We start from the raw sequence: 15,664 nt of genomic DNA, 5'->3' as shown, positions 1-15,664 counted from the left end.
AGGCCGCCTACTGGTTCTCCCGGATCTCCGATGCGGCCTGGTCGAGGGCCGGCCCGCTCTCCTGGTTGCCGTTGAAGACGCGGGTCAGCGCCTCGGTCAGCGGCGTCCAGACGGCGTTCATGTTCGGGTGGGTCGGGATGGGGACGCCGTGGTCGACCTGCTGGGCGAACGCCTGAACGTCGGCGGAGAGGTCGCCGTCCTCCACGACGGAGGAGAGGACGGGGATGTACCCCTGCTCCTCGGCGTTGGTCTCGATGATGTCCTCGTTCGTGGTGTACCACTCGGCGAGGCCCGTCGCGGCGTCGACCGCGCTCTGGTCGGCGTCGGACAGCATCGCGCTGAAGTAGAACGTCTGGATCCCGGAGTACGTCCGGGGGTTGTTGCCGTCGACGGTGGGCAGGGTCGTGACGCCGAGGTTCTCGATCTCCTCGCCGAGGTTCGCGATCTCCCACGGCCCGTTGATCGCGAACGGCGCGGCGCCGTCGGCGAACGCGACGATCTGCGACTCATAGCCGGGGTCGGCCGGCACGTAGTCGAACAGCTGTTCGAGCGCGTCCATCCCCTGCTTACATTCCTCGCTGTCGAGGTCGTTCTCGAGGCTCTCCGTGTCGAAGATGTCGCCGCCGTACGCCTGAATGAACCCGCTGGCGAAGTAGGGGTCCGTCACGGGGTACGAGAGTCCGTACTCGCCGTTCTCGGGGTCGTGGTACTCGTCCATCACCGAGAGCATCTCCTCGAACGTCTCGGGCGGCTCGTCGACCATGTCCTCGTTGTAGAACAGCGCGACCGTCTCCGAGGCGAACGGGAGCCCGTGGAGCGCGCCGTCGAACTGAACCGCCTCCTGGGCCGTCTCGGTGAACACGTCGAGCGAGGTGTCGACGTCGTCGCTCGCGTCGTAGAGGAACGGCGGCTCCTCGCGGACCGCGAACCGGCCGATCCAGTCGTGCGCCCAGATCCACGAGTCGGGGCCCTCTCCCGACGGGATGGCGGTCTCGAGCTGCTGGTCGAGCTCGCCGCCCGGCTCGTTCTTCTCGATCGTGTTGGAGCTCTCGGACTCGTACTCGTCGATGTACGAAGACATGGCCTCGTCTTCGCCGTCCGAGAGGTCGGTCCACAGCGTCGCGGTGCCGCCGCTCTCGCCGTCGCCGCCGTCGGAACCGTCGCTTCCGTCGGAGCCGTCACCGCCGTCACCGCCGTCGCCGCCGGTGCTGATACAGCCCGCGAGGCCCGCGAGCGCAGTCGTTCCCCCCATCGCCTTGAGCAGCGTTCTACGTTTCTCGTTCATGTGACCAGAACAAATGATGAATTATATTTTCATACATTTAGTGTTTGGGGTACGTCCCGATCGATCCGGATCGATCCCTGTCGACTATGAATATCGACGATCGACTCGGCGGACGGCTCGGCGGGGGGGAGTGGCCGATATTTGAGAAGAGATTATTCACCATATATCAGAAAAACAGCAAAGAACTCATATGCCAGCGGACCGGTCTTCAGGAAAATGGCACGCGTCACGCTCGATACGCTCCGGAAGGAGTTCGACCGAGGAACGATCGTCGCCGTCGACGACCTCGACTTGGAGATCGACGACGGCGAGTTCGTGACCGTGGTCGGGCCGTCGGGGTGCGGGAAGACGACCACGCTTCGGATGGTGGCGGGGCTCGAAGAGCCGACGTCCGGAACCGTTCACTTCGACGACGAGGACGTCACCGACATCCACGCGAAGGAGCGTCCCGTCGCGATGGTGTTCCAGAACTACGCCTTATACCCCCACAAGACGGTCCGCGAGAACATGGCGTTCGGGCTCAAGATGAGCACCGACATGACGACCGAGGAGCGGCACGAGCGCGTCCGCGAGATGGCCGAGATGATGGGCATCGAAGGCCTCCTCGACGACAAGCCCGACGAGCTCTCCGGCGGACAGAAACAGCGCGTCGCGCTCGGCCGGGCCATCGCGCGCGAGCCCGAGGTGTTCCTCTTCGACGAGCCGCTCTCGAACCTCGACGCGAAGCTCCGCACCGAGATGCGCGCCGAGATCCAGAAGCTCCAGAAGGAGTTCGGCGTCACCGCGATGTACGTCACCCACGACCAGGAGGAGGCGATGACGATGGGCGACCGCCTCGCCATCCTGAACGACGGCGAGCTCCAGCAGGTCGGCGAACCCACCGAGGTGTACCAGAACCCCGTGAACAAGTTCGTCGCCGGCTTCATCGGTTCGCCGTCGATGAACTTCCTCGACGTTGACGTGGAGACGGACGGGACGTCGGCGACGATCCGCGACGAGTCCTCGGGGCTCGCGTTCGCGCTCAGCCGCGACTACGTCGCCGGTCACGACCTCGAAAGCGGCCCGTACACGCTCGGGATCCGCCCCGAGAACATCGGGATCGTCGAGGATCCGACTGGCGAGGAGACGCTGACCGCGACCGTCGAAGTCGTCGAGCCGATCGGCTCCGACAACTACGTCCACCTTGACGTGAACGACGACTTCCTCGCGCGAGCGCCCGCGAACGTCCAGCCCGAGGCGGGCGACGAGGTCGGCGTCGTCTTCGAGGAGGCGGACCTCCACCTGTTCGACGCGGAGACCGGCGAGGACGTGTTCCTCTCCGACGAGGAGATCGCGGCCGCAGTCGCTTAAGAAGAGTCGATTTTCGGAGCGGGCGTTGGCGTGTGAACCGATTGTTCGTACTTTCTCTCTGATTCGGAGAGTGCGAACGCTGCTACTCGATCGGAAACCGCTGTTACCGCGGAGAACGCCCCCAAATCCCAGTCGCTCACTTATAAATGGTTGGTGGCGGATCGGCGGCTGACACCGCCAAAGCCTCAGCCGCTCGTTTATAAATAACTGACCGCTGAACGGCGGCAAACTACTCCAAAGCCCCAGCCGCGAGGACTCGCGCGGCTCGCTGCGCTCCTCGCTCAGTCGCTGGCGCTCCTTCGCTGCGGTGCTTGCGTCACCGTGCGTCGTCCTCGCGACTGCCCCTTTGAGCCCCACCCCTCACAGCACCGCACCTCTCACCTCCCCACCCTCGTCGGGCGCGTCCATCGGGCTCCCTTCGGTCGCCCTCGGCGCGCCCGACTCCCTCGCGCGTGCTCCTCGCGGCCGCCTTCGGCGGCCACTCGGAGGCACGCGCCACCGCAGTTTTGTTTATAAATGATGTACTCGTTGGACTTCAGTCCGTCCTGCGTCGCCGCCGGCGACAACGGCTTGAAGTGCGCGCTCGTCGGACAGTCGGTAAGCATGGAGCCGCCAGACATCGAGCGGTTGGACGAGCGGACCGTCCAGCGGATCGCGGCCGGCGAGGTCGTCGAGCGCCCCGCGAGCGTCGTGAAGGAGTTAGTCGAGAACAGCCTCGACGCGGGGGCGAGCCGCGTGGCGGTGTCGGTCGAGTCGGGCGGCACCGAGGGGATCCGCGTCCGCGACGACGGCGTCGGCATCCCCGCGGACCAGCTGGAGGCGGCCGTCGCGGAGCACGCCACCTCGAAGATCGGCGACATCGAGGACCTCGACCGCGGCGTCGGCACGCTCGGCTTCCGCGGCGAGGCGCTGTACACCGTCGGCGCCGTCTCCCGGCTCACCGTGCGCTCGCGCCCCCCGAACGCCGAGGCGGGCGCGGAGATAACGGTCGAAGGCGGCGAGGTCGGGGAGGTGCGCCCCGCGGGCTGTCCCGCGGGCACGACCGTCGAGGTCGACGACCTCTTTTATAATACCCCCGCCCGCGAGAAGTTCCTCAAGCGGACCGCCACCGAGTTCGACCACGTGAACACGGTCGTGACGAGCTACGCGCTGGCGAACCCGGACGTAGCCGTCTCCTTGGAACACGACGGCCGCGAGACGTTCGCGACCGAGGGGAACGGCGACTTCCGCTCGGCCGTCCTCGCCGTCTACGGCCGCGAGGTGGCCGAGTCGATGATCGACGTGGAGTGGACGCCCGACGAGGCGAACGCGGACGGAGCGGCCGGCGATGCCGTCGACGACGCCCCGGTCCAGCGCGTGACGGGGCTCGTCTCGCACCCCGAGACGGCGCGCTCGACGCGCGACTACCTCTCGACGTACGTCAACGGCCGGTACGTCACCGCGAGCGCGCTCCGCGAGGCGACCCTCGACGCCTACGGCGGCCAGTTGGCGCCCGACCGCTACCCGTTCGCCGTCCTCTTCGTCGAGGTCCCAGCCGGCGACGTCGACGTGAACGTCCACCCGCGCAAGCTGGAGGTCCGCTTCGACGAGGAGCCAGCGGTCCGGGACGCGGTCGAGACCGCCGTCGAGGAGGCCCTGCTCGACCACGGCCTGATCCGCTCGACCGCGCCGCGCGGCCAGTCGGCGCCCGACGAGACCGCGGTCGACCCCGAGACGCCCGATGTCGAGGCCGTCGGCGGCGCGAACACGGACCACGAGCGCGCCGCGCGCGAGGGGCGCGAGCCCGCGACCTCGGACGTCGAGGCCGACAGCGGCGCAGACTCGCCCGACGCCGGCGGCCCCGCGGCGCCGACCGAACTGGACCCCTCGGACGACGCGGCGTGGGCGGTTGACGGCCTGAGCGGCGAGGACGGGGCCACGAGCGGACCGGTCGACGGACGGACGGAGCGCGGACTCGGCGACGCGGACGACGACGCCCGCCCCTCGCCGCGGAGCTGGCAGGACGACTCTGCGGAACGGGACGGCGAGCCGTCGGCGGGAACCGAAGATATCGCGAGCGGAACCGACGATACCGCGGAGACCCTGACCGACGCGGTCGATCGCGAGGCCGATTCGGCGGACCCCGGGACTCCGGAAGGATCACCACCGACCGACGACGGACCGGACCGCGACGAGGGGTCGGTCGACGGCGACACGTCGACTCTGATCGAGGCGGATTCCGACGACGACGCCACGCCCCCGACCGCCAGCACGCGCGCCGCGCCGCGACAGCGGACCCTCGACGGCGACGGGACGGAGAGCGAGCGCGAGTTCGACTCGCTGCCCTCGCTGCGGGTGCTCGGACAGCTCCACGAGACGTACGTGGTCGCGGAGGCGCCCGACGGGCTCGTGCTGATCGACCAGCACGCGGCCGACGAGCGGGTGAACTACGAGCGGCTGAAGGCGGCCTTCGCGGACGGCGCGGACGCGCAGGCGCTCGCGGAGCCGGTCCGCATCGAACTGACCGCGCGCGAGGCGGCGCTGTTCGAGGAGTTCGTCGACGACCTGGCCGAGATCGGGTTTCGTGCGGAGCGCGCGGGCGACCGCGAGGTCTCTGTGACGGCGGTCCCGGCCGTCTTCGACGCCGCGCTCGACCCCGACCTCCTGCGGGACGTGCTCTCCGCGCTGGTCGACGACGCCGCCGCGGGCGACGAGCCGGTCGCGGACGTCGTCGACGAGCTGCTCGCCGACCTCGCGTGTTACCCCTCCGTCACGGGGAACACCTCGCTGACCGAGGGGCGGGTCGTCGACCTCCTCGACCGCCTCGACGCCTGCGAGAACCCCTACGCCTGCCCGCACGGGCGCCCGGTCGTGATCCGGCTCGACCGCGACGAGATCGGGTCGCGGTTCGAGCGCGACTACCCGGGCCACGGCGGCCGGCGTGCGGAGTGACGGTGCGCGGAGCGAGTCGGTGGGGAAGCCTCTCTCCGTCGACCGCAGAGAGGTACGTTTTAGGCGACCGCGGCCGACCCGCGGACATGGAACGCGTAGCGATCGTCGGCGCGTCGATGACCCGGTTCGGGCAGCGCGACGCCTGGGTGCGGGAGCTGCTGGCGGAGGCGGGCGCGGCCGCGCTCGACGACGCCGGCGTCGACGGCGACGACCTCGATCACCTGTACGTCTCGAACATGGCCAGCGGCGAGTTCGAGGGACAGACCGGCGTCCCGAACGCGCTCGCGCACGACCTGGCGGCCCAGCCGGCCTACACCGCCCGTATCGACCAAACCTCCTCGTCCGGCGGCGCGGGCGTGTACGCCGCGTGGCAGTCGGTCGCGTCCGGCGCGAGCGACCTCACGATGCTCGTCGGCGGCGAGAAGATGACCCACCGGACGACGTCGGAGGCGACCGACGTGATCGCGTCGCTCACCCACCCGGTCGAGTACAAGCAGGGCGTCACGCTGCCCTCCTTCGCGGGGCTCACGGCGCGGCTCTACCTCGACGAGTACGACGCGCCCCGCGAGAGCCTCGGGAAGGTCGCGGTGAAGAACCACCGGAACGGCGTGGACAACCCCCACGCGCAGTTCCAAAAAGAAGTGGACCTCGACACTGTCCTCGACTCGCCGATCGTCGCCGACCCGCTCCGACTGTACGACTTCTGTCCGATCACGGACGGCTCCGCGGCGCTCGTGTTCTGCCCCGAGTCCGTCGCGGAGGAGTACGCGCCCGACGGCAGCTACGCCGTCATCTCGGGGATCGGCGGCGCGACCGACACCCACGTCGTCCACGAGCGCGCGGACCCGACGACGATGGGCGGCGTCGTCGACTCCTCCGATATCGCCTACGAGATGGCCGGGATCGGCCCGGACGACGTCGACGTGGCCGAGCTCCACGACATGTTCACCATCCTCGAGTTCCTCCAGAGCGAGGACCTCGGCTTCTTCGAGAAGGGCGAGGGGTGGAAGGCGGTCGAGGAGGGCGTCACCGACCGCGACGGCGACCTCCCGATCAACACCTCCGGCGGGCTCAAGTCGAAGGGCCACCCGCTCGGCGCGAGCGGCGTCGCACAGGTGTACGAGATATTCAAGCAGGTCACGGGTGACGCCGGCCCGCGACAGGTCGAGGCCGACAGGGGGCTCGCCTGCAACGTCGGCGGGTTCGGGAACTGCGTGACCACGACGATCCTGGAGGGAAGCCAATGAGCGACAACGACGCGAGCGACACCGAAACCGAAGGGGCGGACAGCGCGGAACCGACGTTCGAGGCCGCGGAGTACGCGGACGGGACGGTCACCTACCCGCCCCACACCGTGGGCCCGAACGGCGCCGAGCGCGTCGGGACGGTCGACCTCCGCGAGTACGAGGGCCGGGTCGTCACGTGGACCACCTCGACAGCGACGCCCCCGGGCGTCCGAGAGCCGAACACCCTCGCCATCGTCGAGTTCGACATGGGCGACGGCTACGACGGACCGCCGGTCCGCGCGCTCGGGCAGATCGCCGAACACGAGAGCACCGGCGAGCAGTTCGACGTCGAGATCGGCGACCGCGTCGAGCCGGCCTACGCCGACGAACTGCGCGAGCCGGGCGCCGGCATCCGCGAGCCGGAGAGCCAGGACTGGGACGGCTTCCGGTTCCGGCCGGCCGAGTAGCTGAACTCGTCTTCAGTTCGAGCCTCAGGCCCGGAACCGCGCCGCGCCAGAGTCGGCGAGCGGTCCGAGCCGCTCCTCGTGGACCCCGTCGAGCGTGTACACGTCGGGGCGGTACCGGATCGCCTCGGTTACCCCGTGAACCTCCCTGAGCCGGTGCCGAACCCGGTCGACGTCCGCCCGGTCGAAGTAGTTCGGCGTGAACACCAGCACGGCGTGGTCCGTCTCGCCGAACGCCTCGCGGCCGGCGCGCGTCGTGGCCTTCGCGTCCCAGAACCGCCCGGCTTCGACGTCCTCGACGACCGCTTCCCAGAGGTCGTCGACCGTCTCGGCGGGGCGCTCGACGAGCCACTTCCCGCTCAGGTACGTCGTCTCCAGCGCGAGGCGGTCGACGTCGCGGACGGTCTCGGGGTCGGCCGGGAGCGACGCTTCTCGCTCTCGGTCGACTCCCGGCAGGTCCGCCTCGCTCGTCGCGGCCGGTCGCGTCACGTCGTGGTCGGGAAAGTAGCCGTCGCGGGCCTGTCGCGGAAAACCGGTCACGTGCTTGACCCGGAGCCAGTGCCACCCCTCCTCGTCGATTTCGGTGGGAGAGCGGTCGGTGACCATAGGACGGGTTGCGCGCCGCGGGGCAAAACGCTCCCGCTCGCGCGGAAAACGGTCCCCGCCCGTGACGGCACGCCGAGGAGACCGGCCCGCGGCGCTCAGATCCGGCGATAGTCGCCGAGTCGCGTCCCGTCGAGGAGGTACGCGTCCGCCTGCGGCAGCGCTGCGGGGAGGTACGGCGCGAGGAACGACTGCCCCTCGACGTTCACCCACGTGCCGCCGGAGCGCTCGTTGAACGCGGGGAAGACGACGAGTTCGGGTGGGTCGGCGTCGCGGGCGTCCCCGACGCCGTCCGCGCCGTCCTCGGTGAACGCCGCGGGGTCGAGTTCGCCGCGGAGCCACGCGCGCTCGACACGCGACCCGCCGACGGCGTCCTCCAGCCGGACCTGCGGGTGCTCGTGGCCGGTACAGACCACGTCGGCGTCGAGGAGCACGGGGTCGGGCCACGTGTGGCCGTGGACGACGCCGACGTCGCCGTCGAGCACGCGCCCGCCGGCGCCGATCACGTCGAGCTCGTCCGCGAACGCCGCCGCGACGCCCGCGTCGTGGTTCCCCTCGACGAGCGTCATCGGTACGCGGTCGGTGACGGCGCGGATCAGGGTTTCCAGCTCCTCGCGCTCGTCGCCGTCGGGCGCGCCGATCCGGTGCGCGAGGTCGCCGAGGACGACGAGCCGGTCCGCGCCGGTCTCGGCGATCAGGTCGACGAGGCGCTCCCGGCGCTCGTCGGCGCGCGAGTCTAATTCGACGCCGCGCTCGTAGCGCAGGCCGACCTCGATGCCGGCGTGGACATCGGCGACAAGCAACGCGCGCTCGTCGCCGAGGTCCGCCACGGCCGCCGGCTCGCCGACCACCGGTTCGACGGCTGGCGCGTCGCCCATCAGATCGGCTTGAGCAGCCCGTCGCCGGGCTCGTAACACTGCCCGCTCATCAGCGCGTCCTGAATGGCGTCCTCGACCGCGCCGGGGTCGGCGCCGTGCTCGGCGGCGACGCGCTCGACGACCGCCTCGCGGGGCGCACCGTCGCCGTCGTCGAGGTCGCCCATCGCCGCGACCGCCGCGGCTTCGAGGTCGACGTCGGCCGCCTCCACGTCGGTGTCCCCGTCGCTCTCGGCGCCAGCCTCCGCGTCGTCATCGATCGTGGTGTCGGTGGCGGCCTCGTCGCTTTCAGCACCGGGTGCGACCGCCTCCTCCGCGGCCGCGGCGGGGTCCTCGGCCTCCTCGGCGAGCTCCTCCGGGTCGGGCACGTCGATGTCGGCCTCGCCGGGCTCGTCGACCTCGGTCCCGGTCGCGAAGTCGGTGCCGAACTCCGACTCGATCTCCTCGCGCTCCTCCTCGTCGAGCTGGTACATGTCGTCGGCGTCCGCGTCCGGATCGAGGTCCGGGGTCGCGTCCGCGTCGCCGTCGGCGTCCGCGTCGCCGCCGGTATCGAAGTCTCCGAGGCCGTCGTCGTCGGCGGTTGCGGTATCCTCGTCGGCCGCGGCGTCGTCGGCGGTTGCGGTATCCTCGTCGGCCGCGTCTTCGACTTCGGCGGTGCCTCCCGCGTCGCTGTCGTCGATCGCCTCGGCGGAATCGGTCGCGTCGCCGAGAGAGTCGGGCTCGGCGGCGGAGGCCGGCTCCGACTCGGCCGCCCCGTCCGTCGGGGGTTCGGCCGCCTCGTCGGCCTCGGGCTCGGTCGAGTCGTCGAACGGCGAGTCGGCGTCGGCAGTCGATCCGGCGTCGGCGGTCGACTCCGGCTCCGCGGCCGTGTCGTCTTCGGCCGTCGCGGCCGGCTCCGCGACCGTCACGTCGGTCTCCGGGAGCGGCCCGATAGCAGTCGCCTCGCCCTCGTCGGGCGCGAGGTCGAGGGGGCGGACCTCGTCGCGGTCGCCCGCGATCATCTCCAGCGCGTCGACCGCGAGCCGGCGGACCGCCTCGGCGTAGGCCGCGGTGGTGCCGTAGTGGTCGAGCGACTTCGGGATCCCGGCCGCGAGGGGGGCGGGGGCGCCGCCTGCCTCCAGCGCCGCGCGGAGGTCGTCGCCGCGCAGGTCGGAGTCGAGCGCCTTCTCGAACACCGCAAGGCGGTCGAGGGTCGCCTCGGCGGCGGAGACGACCCACCGGTCGCGGGTGTCGGCGTCGACCTCGTTGAGGCTCTCCGGGCGCACGGAGGTGAACACCCGGTCGGAGTCCTCGGGCTCGAAGGTGCGCGCCTTGCCCGTGAGCGCGACGAACGCCGGCGGTTCCGCGCGTTCGAGGAAGGTCTGCGCCTCGGGCTGGTACTGGCCCGCGTAGGTGACGAACGCGCCGGAGGGGTCGACGACGCGGCCGCGGCGCGTCTCGTCGTTGACGCGCTCGACCTCGGTGAGCACGCCCGCGGTGAACAGGCGGTTCACGCGCGCGCCGGTCGGCGTGACCACGTAGTTCGGGGCGCGCTCTTCGTCGCTCTCGGAGTACGACAGCGAGGCGTCGTCGAACTCGGCCGCGAACACCCGGTAGGCGACCTCTCGGGCGCCCGGCCCGTCGTCGCTCATTCGCCCACCTCCGCGAGCGCGGCACGGGCGTGGTCGGCCGGGTCGTCGTCCGCGAGCTCGAACTCGACCGCGTCGAGGGTGGCGCCGTAGTCGTCGACCGAGAGGTTCCCGCGGACCCGGTAGGCGCGCCCGACGAGGGAGTCCGCGATGTCGTCGGCGACGACCGCCTTGTCCATCGCGTCCTTCGCGGCGGCGAGCGCCTCGTCGAGGCCGCCGCCGTACACCTCGGCGGTGAGCTCGTCGTCCAAGACGACCGTCACCGTGTCGGTGCCGTCGTCGAGGATGGCCTTCACCCGGAGGTCGTCCTCGCCGTCGACGTCTCCGTGGCTCCGGCACTGGCCGTTCTGGACGACGCGGCCGCACTCCGGACAGCGCTCGATGAGCCCGGAGCCGTCCCGGACCTCCAAGACGTTACCGACGACTTCGACGTCGAACATCCCGCCGGAGCCGACCGCGTCGGCGACCGAGAGCCGGGGCGCGTCCTCCGCGACCTCGACCGGGTCGGGGAGTGGGGTGACCGTCGAGAACTCGGTGAGGTTGATCGAGGGGACGCCGCGGAACTCCCGGACGTACACGTCCTCGATCCGGAGGTCCGCGCCGGCCTCGATCTCGGAACGGGGCTGCCAGTCGGTGAACGGGAGCTTCGCCGTCTCGTCGCCGACGACCCCTTCGAGGATCTCCGTCTCGCCGTCGCGCCCGGAGATGGTCTTCTCGTCGACCTCCAGCACGCGGACCTCCACGTTGCGGCCGCGGTCGCCGGCCGCGATGTCGACGAGGCTGCGGTCGCCGCCGACTTCGTGATCGACCTCGACTTCCTCGTCGGCGATGGCGACCGTCGTCGAGTCGTTGAGGTTGAGCTCCGGTGCGCCCTCCCACTCGCGGACGCCGGCGTTGCCGATCGTCAGCGAGTCGCCCGGCTCGAAGCCGAAGTCCTGCCAGGCGGTGTAGGAGATCACGCCGGTCTCGTCGGCGATCTCTCCCTCGCGGATCGTGAGGTCGTCGCCCTGATACCGGATCGTGCGCGTCCCCTGCGTCAGCACGCGGACGGTGACCGTCACGCCGTCGTGGTCGGTCGTGATCTCGCCGACGTCGACGGCGTCGGGCGTGGGCGACGACCCGCCGCCACCGCCGCCGTGTTTCCGGCGGACGCTCTGTTTCGCCTCGTCGATGGGGACGCTGTACTCCAGTAAGTTCTCCAGGTCGGCTTTGACCTCCTCTTTGTCGACGCCGAGGTCGGAGGCGAGCTCCTCGGCATGGCTGTTGACGTCCATCGAAGCGAGGTTCGGCGCCGCCGCACAAAAGGATTCACCACCGACAGGGTTGCCGCGACGAGATCCGCATCGGCTCACAGCGCAACTCCCGCCGCGCCGCCGGCACAGCTAAACCGCTCCCGGTCGCAAGGGCCCACATGGACGACACCGACATCAATGTCGACGCGCGGATCGCCGAGGACCGCACGGTGATCGACGTGACGGGCACGAGAGACGTCGCCGTCGTCGTGCGGTCGGAAGGCGGCGAGCGGATCTACCTCCCGCCCGAGGGGTTCGACGACCCGGTCTCCGGGTCGCCGTACACCTCGCCGTACCAGGGCGCCGGCGCGGGCGGCGAGGAGAGCCCGTACGGCGGGGCGACCGGCAGCACGCGCGGCGTGATGGAGACCGCGGACGGCTTCCGGGTCACGCATCCGCAGCCGGTGACGGAGTTCGACGTGTTCCGGGGCGAGCGGGACTGACGGAAGGCTCCGCGAAGAGGGGGTACGGATCGATTAGGCGACGTCTTCGTACACGGCGAGCGTGTCCTCGGCGACGTCGCTCCACTCGCGGCGCTCGTACTCCGGCGGCTCCTCGCGGTCGAGCGCCTCGATGAGTCCGTCGACGATCGACTCCGAGTCCGTCTCGACCTCGACGAGGCAGCCGTCGGGGAGCACCTCGGCGACGCCCGATGGGGTCGCGACGACCTGCGTCCCCGCCTCTAAGGCCTCGGTGATCGTGATCCCGAACGGCTCCGCGTAGGATGGCGAGACGAACGCGTCGGAGGCGGCGTAGTAGTCGCCCAGCTCCGCCTCGGGGACGTAGCCGACGAACTCGACGCGGTCGTCGATGCCGAGCAGCTCCGCGAACCGCTTCAGCTGCTCGGTCTGGTGGCCCGAGCCGCCGACGACGAGCGTCACGTCGCGGCCGCGCAGCTTCTTGGTCGCGTACAGGAGGTGGGAGATCCCTTTCTGGTCCGTGTGGCGGCCGACGAAGAACAGCATCTCGCCGTCGATACCGAGGTCCTCGCGCACGTCCTTCCCGGAGAACTTCGGCGTCGAGAAGCCGTTGTACACGACCCGTGAGTCCGCGTCGTACAGCTCCCGGATGTCCTCGCGGACGATCTCGCTGACCGCGACGTTCGTGTCGGCCGCGTTCGCGAGGCGGCGCTCCGTCTCGACCTCGCGGCTCGGCGGGTCGATGTTGCGGTCGCTCGCCAGCGAGTGGAACGAGGAGACCCACGTGGCGTCGGACTCGCGGGCCGCGGCGCGCCCGGGCCCGTACCCGAACCAGTCGTGCGTGTGGATCACGTCGTGGTCGGGCGCGAGCTCGGCGAAGCGGTCGGAGAGCTCACCGACGCGCGCCGCGACGTCGCCCTCCCCGGTCTCGACGGGTTCGAGCCCCGGCTCGTCGTCGGGCGCGAACTCCGCAGGCAACACCAGCGTCACGTCGACGCCGAGGTCGTCGCGGAGTCCGGTGAACAGTTCCCCTACGTGGACGTCCAGCCCGCCGGTGATGTTCGGCGGGAACCCCCACCCCAGCATGAGTACGCTCGGCGGCATACACCCCCGTTTCGGGAGTCGGCACTTAGGTATGCCCCTCGTGGCGTGCGGAACGAACCAGAAGAACGAGGCGGACGAAGAAGGCGAACCGCGCTCAGGCCGCGCGGACCGCGTCGCGCAGCGCGTCGGTGCGCTCGGTGATCGAGCCGGCGGCGTCCGCGAGCACGTCGAGCGGGTCGCCCTCCTCGGCCTTGACGGTGAGGACGGGCTCGGTCTGGCCCCCGGACTGCTCGGGGTTCATGTCGTAGGTCGCGGCCGCGACATCGTCCGACTCCAGCAGGGCGCCCTTCAGCACGTTCATGAACGTGTGGTCCTCGCCCGCGATCTCGATGTGGAGTTCCGTGTCGGTCTTCTCGATGACCCGCAGTTCCATACCCGAGAGGTCGGGCGAGCGGCGTTTCAAGCTTTCGTCTCCCGAATATCGACGGATGCGGACGGATCGCACGCACCCAGAAAGCGTATGTCGCCCGCTCCGGTGCCCGTCGTATGGAGATCCGACGGCTGCCGACCGACGAGGACGCCCTCCGCCGCTACGCCGCCGAGCTGTGGCTCCCCTACCACCGCGACCTCGCGGCGACCGCGGAGAGCCACGCGCTTGCCGACCGGCCCGACGAGGAGCTGATCGCAGCCGAGGCGGCGTTTCGACGCGACCTGCTCCGCGAGAACGCGGACCGCCGCCTGTGGGTCGTCGCGGTCGATTCGGAAGTCGGTCCGGGCGACGTCGATTCCGGGGTACTCGATCCCGAGAAGCCCGCTCCCGTCGACGTTCCCGACCCGGACCGCGACCTCGTCGCGTTCGTCTCGACGAGCGTCGACGCGTGCCCCGCGGTGTTCGACCGCCCTGACCGGCTCGTGATCGGCGATATCTACGTGGACGAGTCGTTTCGGGGGAGTAGGTTGGCGGACCGGTTGCTGGAGCGAGCAGAGGCAGATGCGCGCGAGCAGGACTGCGGCGAACTCCGCCTCGACGTGGACGTCGACAACGAGCGCGCGGCAGCGTTCTACGAGAAACGGGGGTTCGAGCCGTACCGAAAGCAGCTGACGCGAGCCGTGAGATGAGTGGCTGTTTATAAATAGTCGGTCGCAGGTCGGCGGTGGAGTCCGCCAAAGCCCCAGTCGCTCGCTTATAAATCGTTGATTGCGGATCAGCGATGAACACCTCCAAAGCCCCAGCCGGGAGGCGGGCGCACGCTCGCTGCGCTCCTCGCTCAGTCGCTATCGCTCCTTCGCTGCGGTGCTTACGTCGCCTGCGCCCGCCTCCCGGCTGCCCCTTTGAGTCCCACCCCGCACAGCAACCGCACCTCACGCCTCCCCAGCCTCGTCAGCCGCCCTCCGCTTCGCTCCGGGCGGCTGACTCCCTCGCGGGCTCCTCGCGGCCGCCTCTGGCGGCCGCTCGGAGGCGCGCCACCGCGGTTCAGTTTATAAACAGAAGTACCGCGCGACGCACTTTCGGTCTCGCGGCGGCGCCGCCGCTACGGGATTTATAAATGGAGAAATCGCGTCGGTCCGCGCGGCGAGACGTTACTCGTCGGCGTCGACGGCCACTTCGTCGGCGTCGACGTCGACGGCGGCCTCCTCTTCGGCGGCGACCTCGCGCGGGCGCGCTTCGAGGGTCAGCTTCTGGACCTCGACGCGGCGGAGCGGGTAGATCTCCTTGGCGTCGCCGTAGATGGCCGACGAGAGGTTCCCGTCGACGATCGCGTCGACGAACGCCTCGAAGGTCCGCTCCTCGGCGGCGGCGTGGACCTTGTCGATCATCACGCGGCGGATCGCCTTCTCCTGCGAGCGGTCGGCCTTCTTCGTCGTCAGCGCGACGGGCTGGACGCGGACGCGGTAGTCGTCCGTCGTCAGCACCGTGATCGACGCCTCGACCTTCGAGGCGCCGCGGCGGACGAGCGAGCGCAGGTAGTCGCGCGTCAGCTCGTACTTGATGAACTCGGTGTACGCCGAGTCGCTGCCGACGTCGGTAATCTTGAAGGTCAGCTTCGTGTTGTTCGCGTTGGAGTCGCCCGTCAGCTGGTCGAGCGTCGTCGTGATCGTGCGGCCGACGACCTGCTGGGGCTCCTCGGCGAGCGTCTCGCCGAGCTCCTGTCGGTCGAACTGTTCGGGCGCCAGCACGGTGTACCAGCGCTTCTGTTCTCTGCTCTTGGATACGGATCGTTCGCTCATGTGTCGGGTTGTGTGTCGGTGTCGGTCGTCTGCGGTTCGTCTGTGGAGTCGAGTGCGTCGGTGGAGTCAGCGTCTGCGGCGATGTGCGACCGAGCGCGTTCGATCACGCGGTCGGCGACGCGCAGGTTCACGAGGTGGTCGTCCAGCGTCGACTGGAGCCCGCCGGTCGTCGGTCGCGAGACGGTACAGGCGACGACGTCGCCGTCGACGCGCGTGCGCATCGAGTCGGTCTCGTCCGGGCCGAGCGCGGCCGCGACCGTCGCGGCGTCGGCGTGCTCGGTGCGGACCGTGGCGGTCCGGCGGGTCTCATCGGGCATC

15 protein-coding genes are annotated in these 15,664 nt (G+C 70.2%); 6 read left to right on the top strand and 9 right to left on the bottom strand.

What is annotated here, in order from left to right; genetic code table 11:
• Nucleotides 1–7: 7 nt before the first annotated feature.
• The gene (locus B378_RS0104185; RefSeq protein WP_017342567.1) at nucleotides 8–1,285 is read right to left on the bottom strand and encodes an extracellular solute-binding protein; all 1,278 of its coding nucleotides are present in this window, start codon (nucleotides 1,283–1,285) and stop codon (nucleotides 8–10) included.
• A 216-nt stretch (nucleotides 1,286–1,501) separates the two neighbouring features.
• Between B378_RS0104185 and B378_RS0104180 the strand changes: the two genes are divergently transcribed.
• From B378_RS0104180 to B378_RS0104165, 4 genes are all read left to right on the top strand, one after another.
• Entirely contained in the window at nucleotides 1,502–2,635 is a 1,134-nt protein-coding gene (locus B378_RS0104180) for an ABC transporter ATP-binding protein (RefSeq protein ID WP_017342566.1), read from the top strand.
• Between the two features lie 603 nt (nucleotides 2,636–3,238).
• On the top strand, nucleotides 3,239–5,566 hold the full coding sequence (gene mutL / locus B378_RS0104175) for a DNA mismatch repair endonuclease MutL (RefSeq protein ID WP_026046174.1): 2,328 nt from the start codon (nucleotides 3,239–3,241) through the stop codon (nucleotides 5,564–5,566).
• 86 nt (nucleotides 5,567–5,652) lie between these two features.
• Nucleotides 5,653–6,813: a 3-ketoacyl-CoA thiolase gene (locus B378_RS0104170; RefSeq protein WP_017342564.1), complete on the top strand. Its 1,161-nt coding sequence runs from the start codon at nucleotides 5,653–5,655 to the stop codon at nucleotides 6,811–6,813.
• Nucleotides 6,810–7,259 (top strand): Zn-ribbon domain-containing OB-fold protein, encoded by a 450-nt coding sequence (locus tag B378_RS0104165; protein WP_017342563.1) that lies wholly within the window; start codon nucleotides 6,810–6,812, stop codon nucleotides 7,257–7,259. Before B378_RS0104170 ends, B378_RS0104165 begins: the two co-directional genes overlap by 4 nt.
• Nucleotides 7,260–7,283: 24 nt before the next feature.
• Here the strand turns inward: B378_RS0104165 and B378_RS0104160 are convergent, their stop codons facing one another.
• The 4 genes from B378_RS0104160 to B378_RS0104145 form a co-directional block, all read right to left on the bottom strand.
• Nucleotides 7,284–7,862: a putative phosphothreonine lyase domain-containg protein gene (locus B378_RS0104160; RefSeq protein WP_017342562.1), complete on the bottom strand. Its 579-nt coding sequence runs from the start codon at nucleotides 7,860–7,862 to the stop codon at nucleotides 7,284–7,286.
• Nucleotides 7,863–7,957: 95 nt separating this feature from the next.
• Nucleotides 7,958–8,737 (bottom strand): metallophosphoesterase, encoded by a 780-nt coding sequence (locus B378_RS0104155; RefSeq protein WP_017342561.1) that lies wholly within the window; start codon nucleotides 8,735–8,737, stop codon nucleotides 7,958–7,960.
• Nucleotides 8,737–10,365 (bottom strand): hypothetical protein, encoded by a 1,629-nt coding sequence (locus B378_RS0104150; protein WP_017342560.1) that lies wholly within the window; start codon nucleotides 10,363–10,365, stop codon nucleotides 8,737–8,739. The genes B378_RS0104155 and B378_RS0104150 overlap by 1 nt, the downstream gene beginning before the upstream one ends.
• A complete protein-coding gene (locus B378_RS0104145) occupies nucleotides 10,362–11,636 on the bottom strand; it encodes a Single-stranded DNA binding protein (RefSeq protein WP_017342559.1) in 1,275 nt (424 codons plus the stop codon). Before B378_RS0104145 ends, B378_RS0104150 begins: the two co-directional genes overlap by 4 nt.
• Nucleotides 11,637–11,773: 137 nt before the next feature.
• Here B378_RS0104145 and B378_RS0104140 point away from each other — a divergent pair, with 137 nt between their 5' ends.
• A complete protein-coding gene (locus B378_RS0104140) occupies nucleotides 11,774–12,097 on the top strand; it encodes a hypothetical protein (RefSeq protein ID WP_017342558.1) in 324 nt (107 codons plus the stop codon).
• 33 nt (nucleotides 12,098–12,130) lie between these two features.
• On the opposite strand, the gene B378_RS0104135 is transcribed toward B378_RS0104140, so the two are convergent.
• On the bottom strand, nucleotides 12,131–13,159 hold the full coding sequence (locus B378_RS0104135; protein WP_017342557.1) for a glycosyltransferase family 4 protein: 1,029 nt from the start codon (nucleotides 13,157–13,159) through the stop codon (nucleotides 12,131–12,133).
• 112 nt (nucleotides 13,160–13,271) lie between these two features.
• Nucleotides 13,272–13,550 carry a DNA-directed RNA polymerase subunit L gene (locus B378_RS0104130; RefSeq protein ID WP_004596453.1) on the bottom strand — a complete coding sequence of 93 codons (279 nt, stop codon included), beginning with the start codon at nucleotides 13,548–13,550 and terminating at the stop codon, nucleotides 13,272–13,274.
• A gap of 113 nt (nucleotides 13,551–13,663) precedes the next feature.
• Between B378_RS0104130 and B378_RS0104125 the strand changes: the two genes are divergently transcribed.
• Complete coding sequence (locus B378_RS0104125) at nucleotides 13,664–14,236, top strand: GNAT family N-acetyltransferase (protein ID WP_017342556.1); 573 nt, start codon at nucleotides 13,664–13,666, stop codon at nucleotides 14,234–14,236.
• A 462-nt stretch (nucleotides 14,237–14,698) separates the two neighbouring features.
• On the opposite strand, the gene B378_RS0104120 is transcribed toward B378_RS0104125, so the two are convergent.
• Together B378_RS0104120 and B378_RS0104115 are read right to left on the bottom strand one after the other, a co-directional pair.
• Nucleotides 14,699–15,346, bottom strand: a complete 648-nt coding sequence (locus B378_RS0104120; RefSeq protein ID WP_017342555.1) for a 30S ribosomal protein S3ae — start codon at nucleotides 15,344–15,346, stop codon at nucleotides 14,699–14,701.
• The gene (locus tag B378_RS0104115; protein ID WP_017342554.1) at nucleotides 15,343–15,663 is read right to left on the bottom strand and encodes a KEOPS complex subunit Pcc1; all 321 of its coding nucleotides are present in this window, start codon (nucleotides 15,661–15,663) and stop codon (nucleotides 15,343–15,345) included. The genes B378_RS0104120 and B378_RS0104115 overlap by 4 nt, the downstream gene beginning before the upstream one ends.
• Nucleotide 15,664: the final 1 nt, after the last annotated feature.

It is taken from the genome of Halorubrum sp. T3 (genome assembly GCF_000296615.1).
In the GTDB taxonomy this organism is placed as follows: domain Archaea; phylum Halobacteriota; class Halobacteria; order Halobacteriales; family Haloferacaceae; genus Halorubrum; species Halorubrum ruber.
The sequence above is the reverse complement of the archived record's forward strand: the minus strand, read 5'-3'. Positions and strand labels throughout refer to the sequence as shown.

Excerpts from the sequence above, each read along its gene's own strand:
- B378_RS0104185 (WP_017342567.1), bottom strand. The coding sequence starts at position 1,285 with ATGAACGAGAAACGTAGAACGCTGCTCAAGGCGATGGGGGGAACGACT.
- B378_RS0104180 (WP_017342566.1), top strand. The coding sequence starts at position 1,502 with ATGGCACGCGTCACGCTCGATACGCTCCGGAAGGAGTTCGACCGAGGA.
- mutL (WP_026046174.1), top strand. The coding sequence starts at position 3,239 with ATGGAGCCGCCAGACATCGAGCGGTTGGACGAGCGGACCGTCCAGCGG.
- B378_RS0104170 (WP_017342564.1), top strand. The coding sequence starts at position 5,653 with ATGGAACGCGTAGCGATCGTCGGCGCGTCGATGACCCGGTTCGGGCAG.
- B378_RS0104165 (WP_017342563.1), top strand. The coding sequence starts at position 6,810 with ATGAGCGACAACGACGCGAGCGACACCGAAACCGAAGGGGCGGACAGC.
- B378_RS0104160 (WP_017342562.1), bottom strand. The coding sequence starts at position 7,862 with ATGGTCACCGACCGCTCTCCCACCGAAATCGACGAGGAGGGGTGGCAC.
- B378_RS0104155 (WP_017342561.1), bottom strand. The coding sequence starts at position 8,737 with ATGGGCGACGCGCCAGCCGTCGAACCGGTGGTCGGCGAGCCGGCGGCC.
- B378_RS0104150 (WP_017342560.1), bottom strand. The coding sequence starts at position 10,365 with ATGAGCGACGACGGGCCGGGCGCCCGAGAGGTCGCCTACCGGGTGTTC.
- B378_RS0104145 (WP_017342559.1), bottom strand. The coding sequence starts at position 11,636 with ATGGACGTCAACAGCCATGCCGAGGAGCTCGCCTCCGACCTCGGCGTC.
- B378_RS0104140 (WP_017342558.1), top strand. The coding sequence starts at position 11,774 with ATGGACGACACCGACATCAATGTCGACGCGCGGATCGCCGAGGACCGC.
- B378_RS0104135 (WP_017342557.1), bottom strand. The coding sequence starts at position 13,159 with ATGCTGGGGTGGGGGTTCCCGCCGAACATCACCGGCGGGCTGGACGTC.
- B378_RS0104130 (WP_004596453.1), bottom strand. The coding sequence starts at position 13,550 with ATGGAACTGCGGGTCATCGAGAAGACCGACACGGAACTCCACATCGAG.
- B378_RS0104125 (WP_017342556.1), top strand. The coding sequence starts at position 13,664 with ATGGAGATCCGACGGCTGCCGACCGACGAGGACGCCCTCCGCCGCTAC.
- B378_RS0104120 (WP_017342555.1), bottom strand. The coding sequence starts at position 15,346 with ATGAGCGAACGATCCGTATCCAAGAGCAGAGAACAGAAGCGCTGGTAC.
- B378_RS0104115 (WP_017342554.1), bottom strand. The coding sequence starts at position 15,663 with ATGCCCGATGAGACCCGCCGGACCGCCACGGTCCGCACCGAGCACGCC.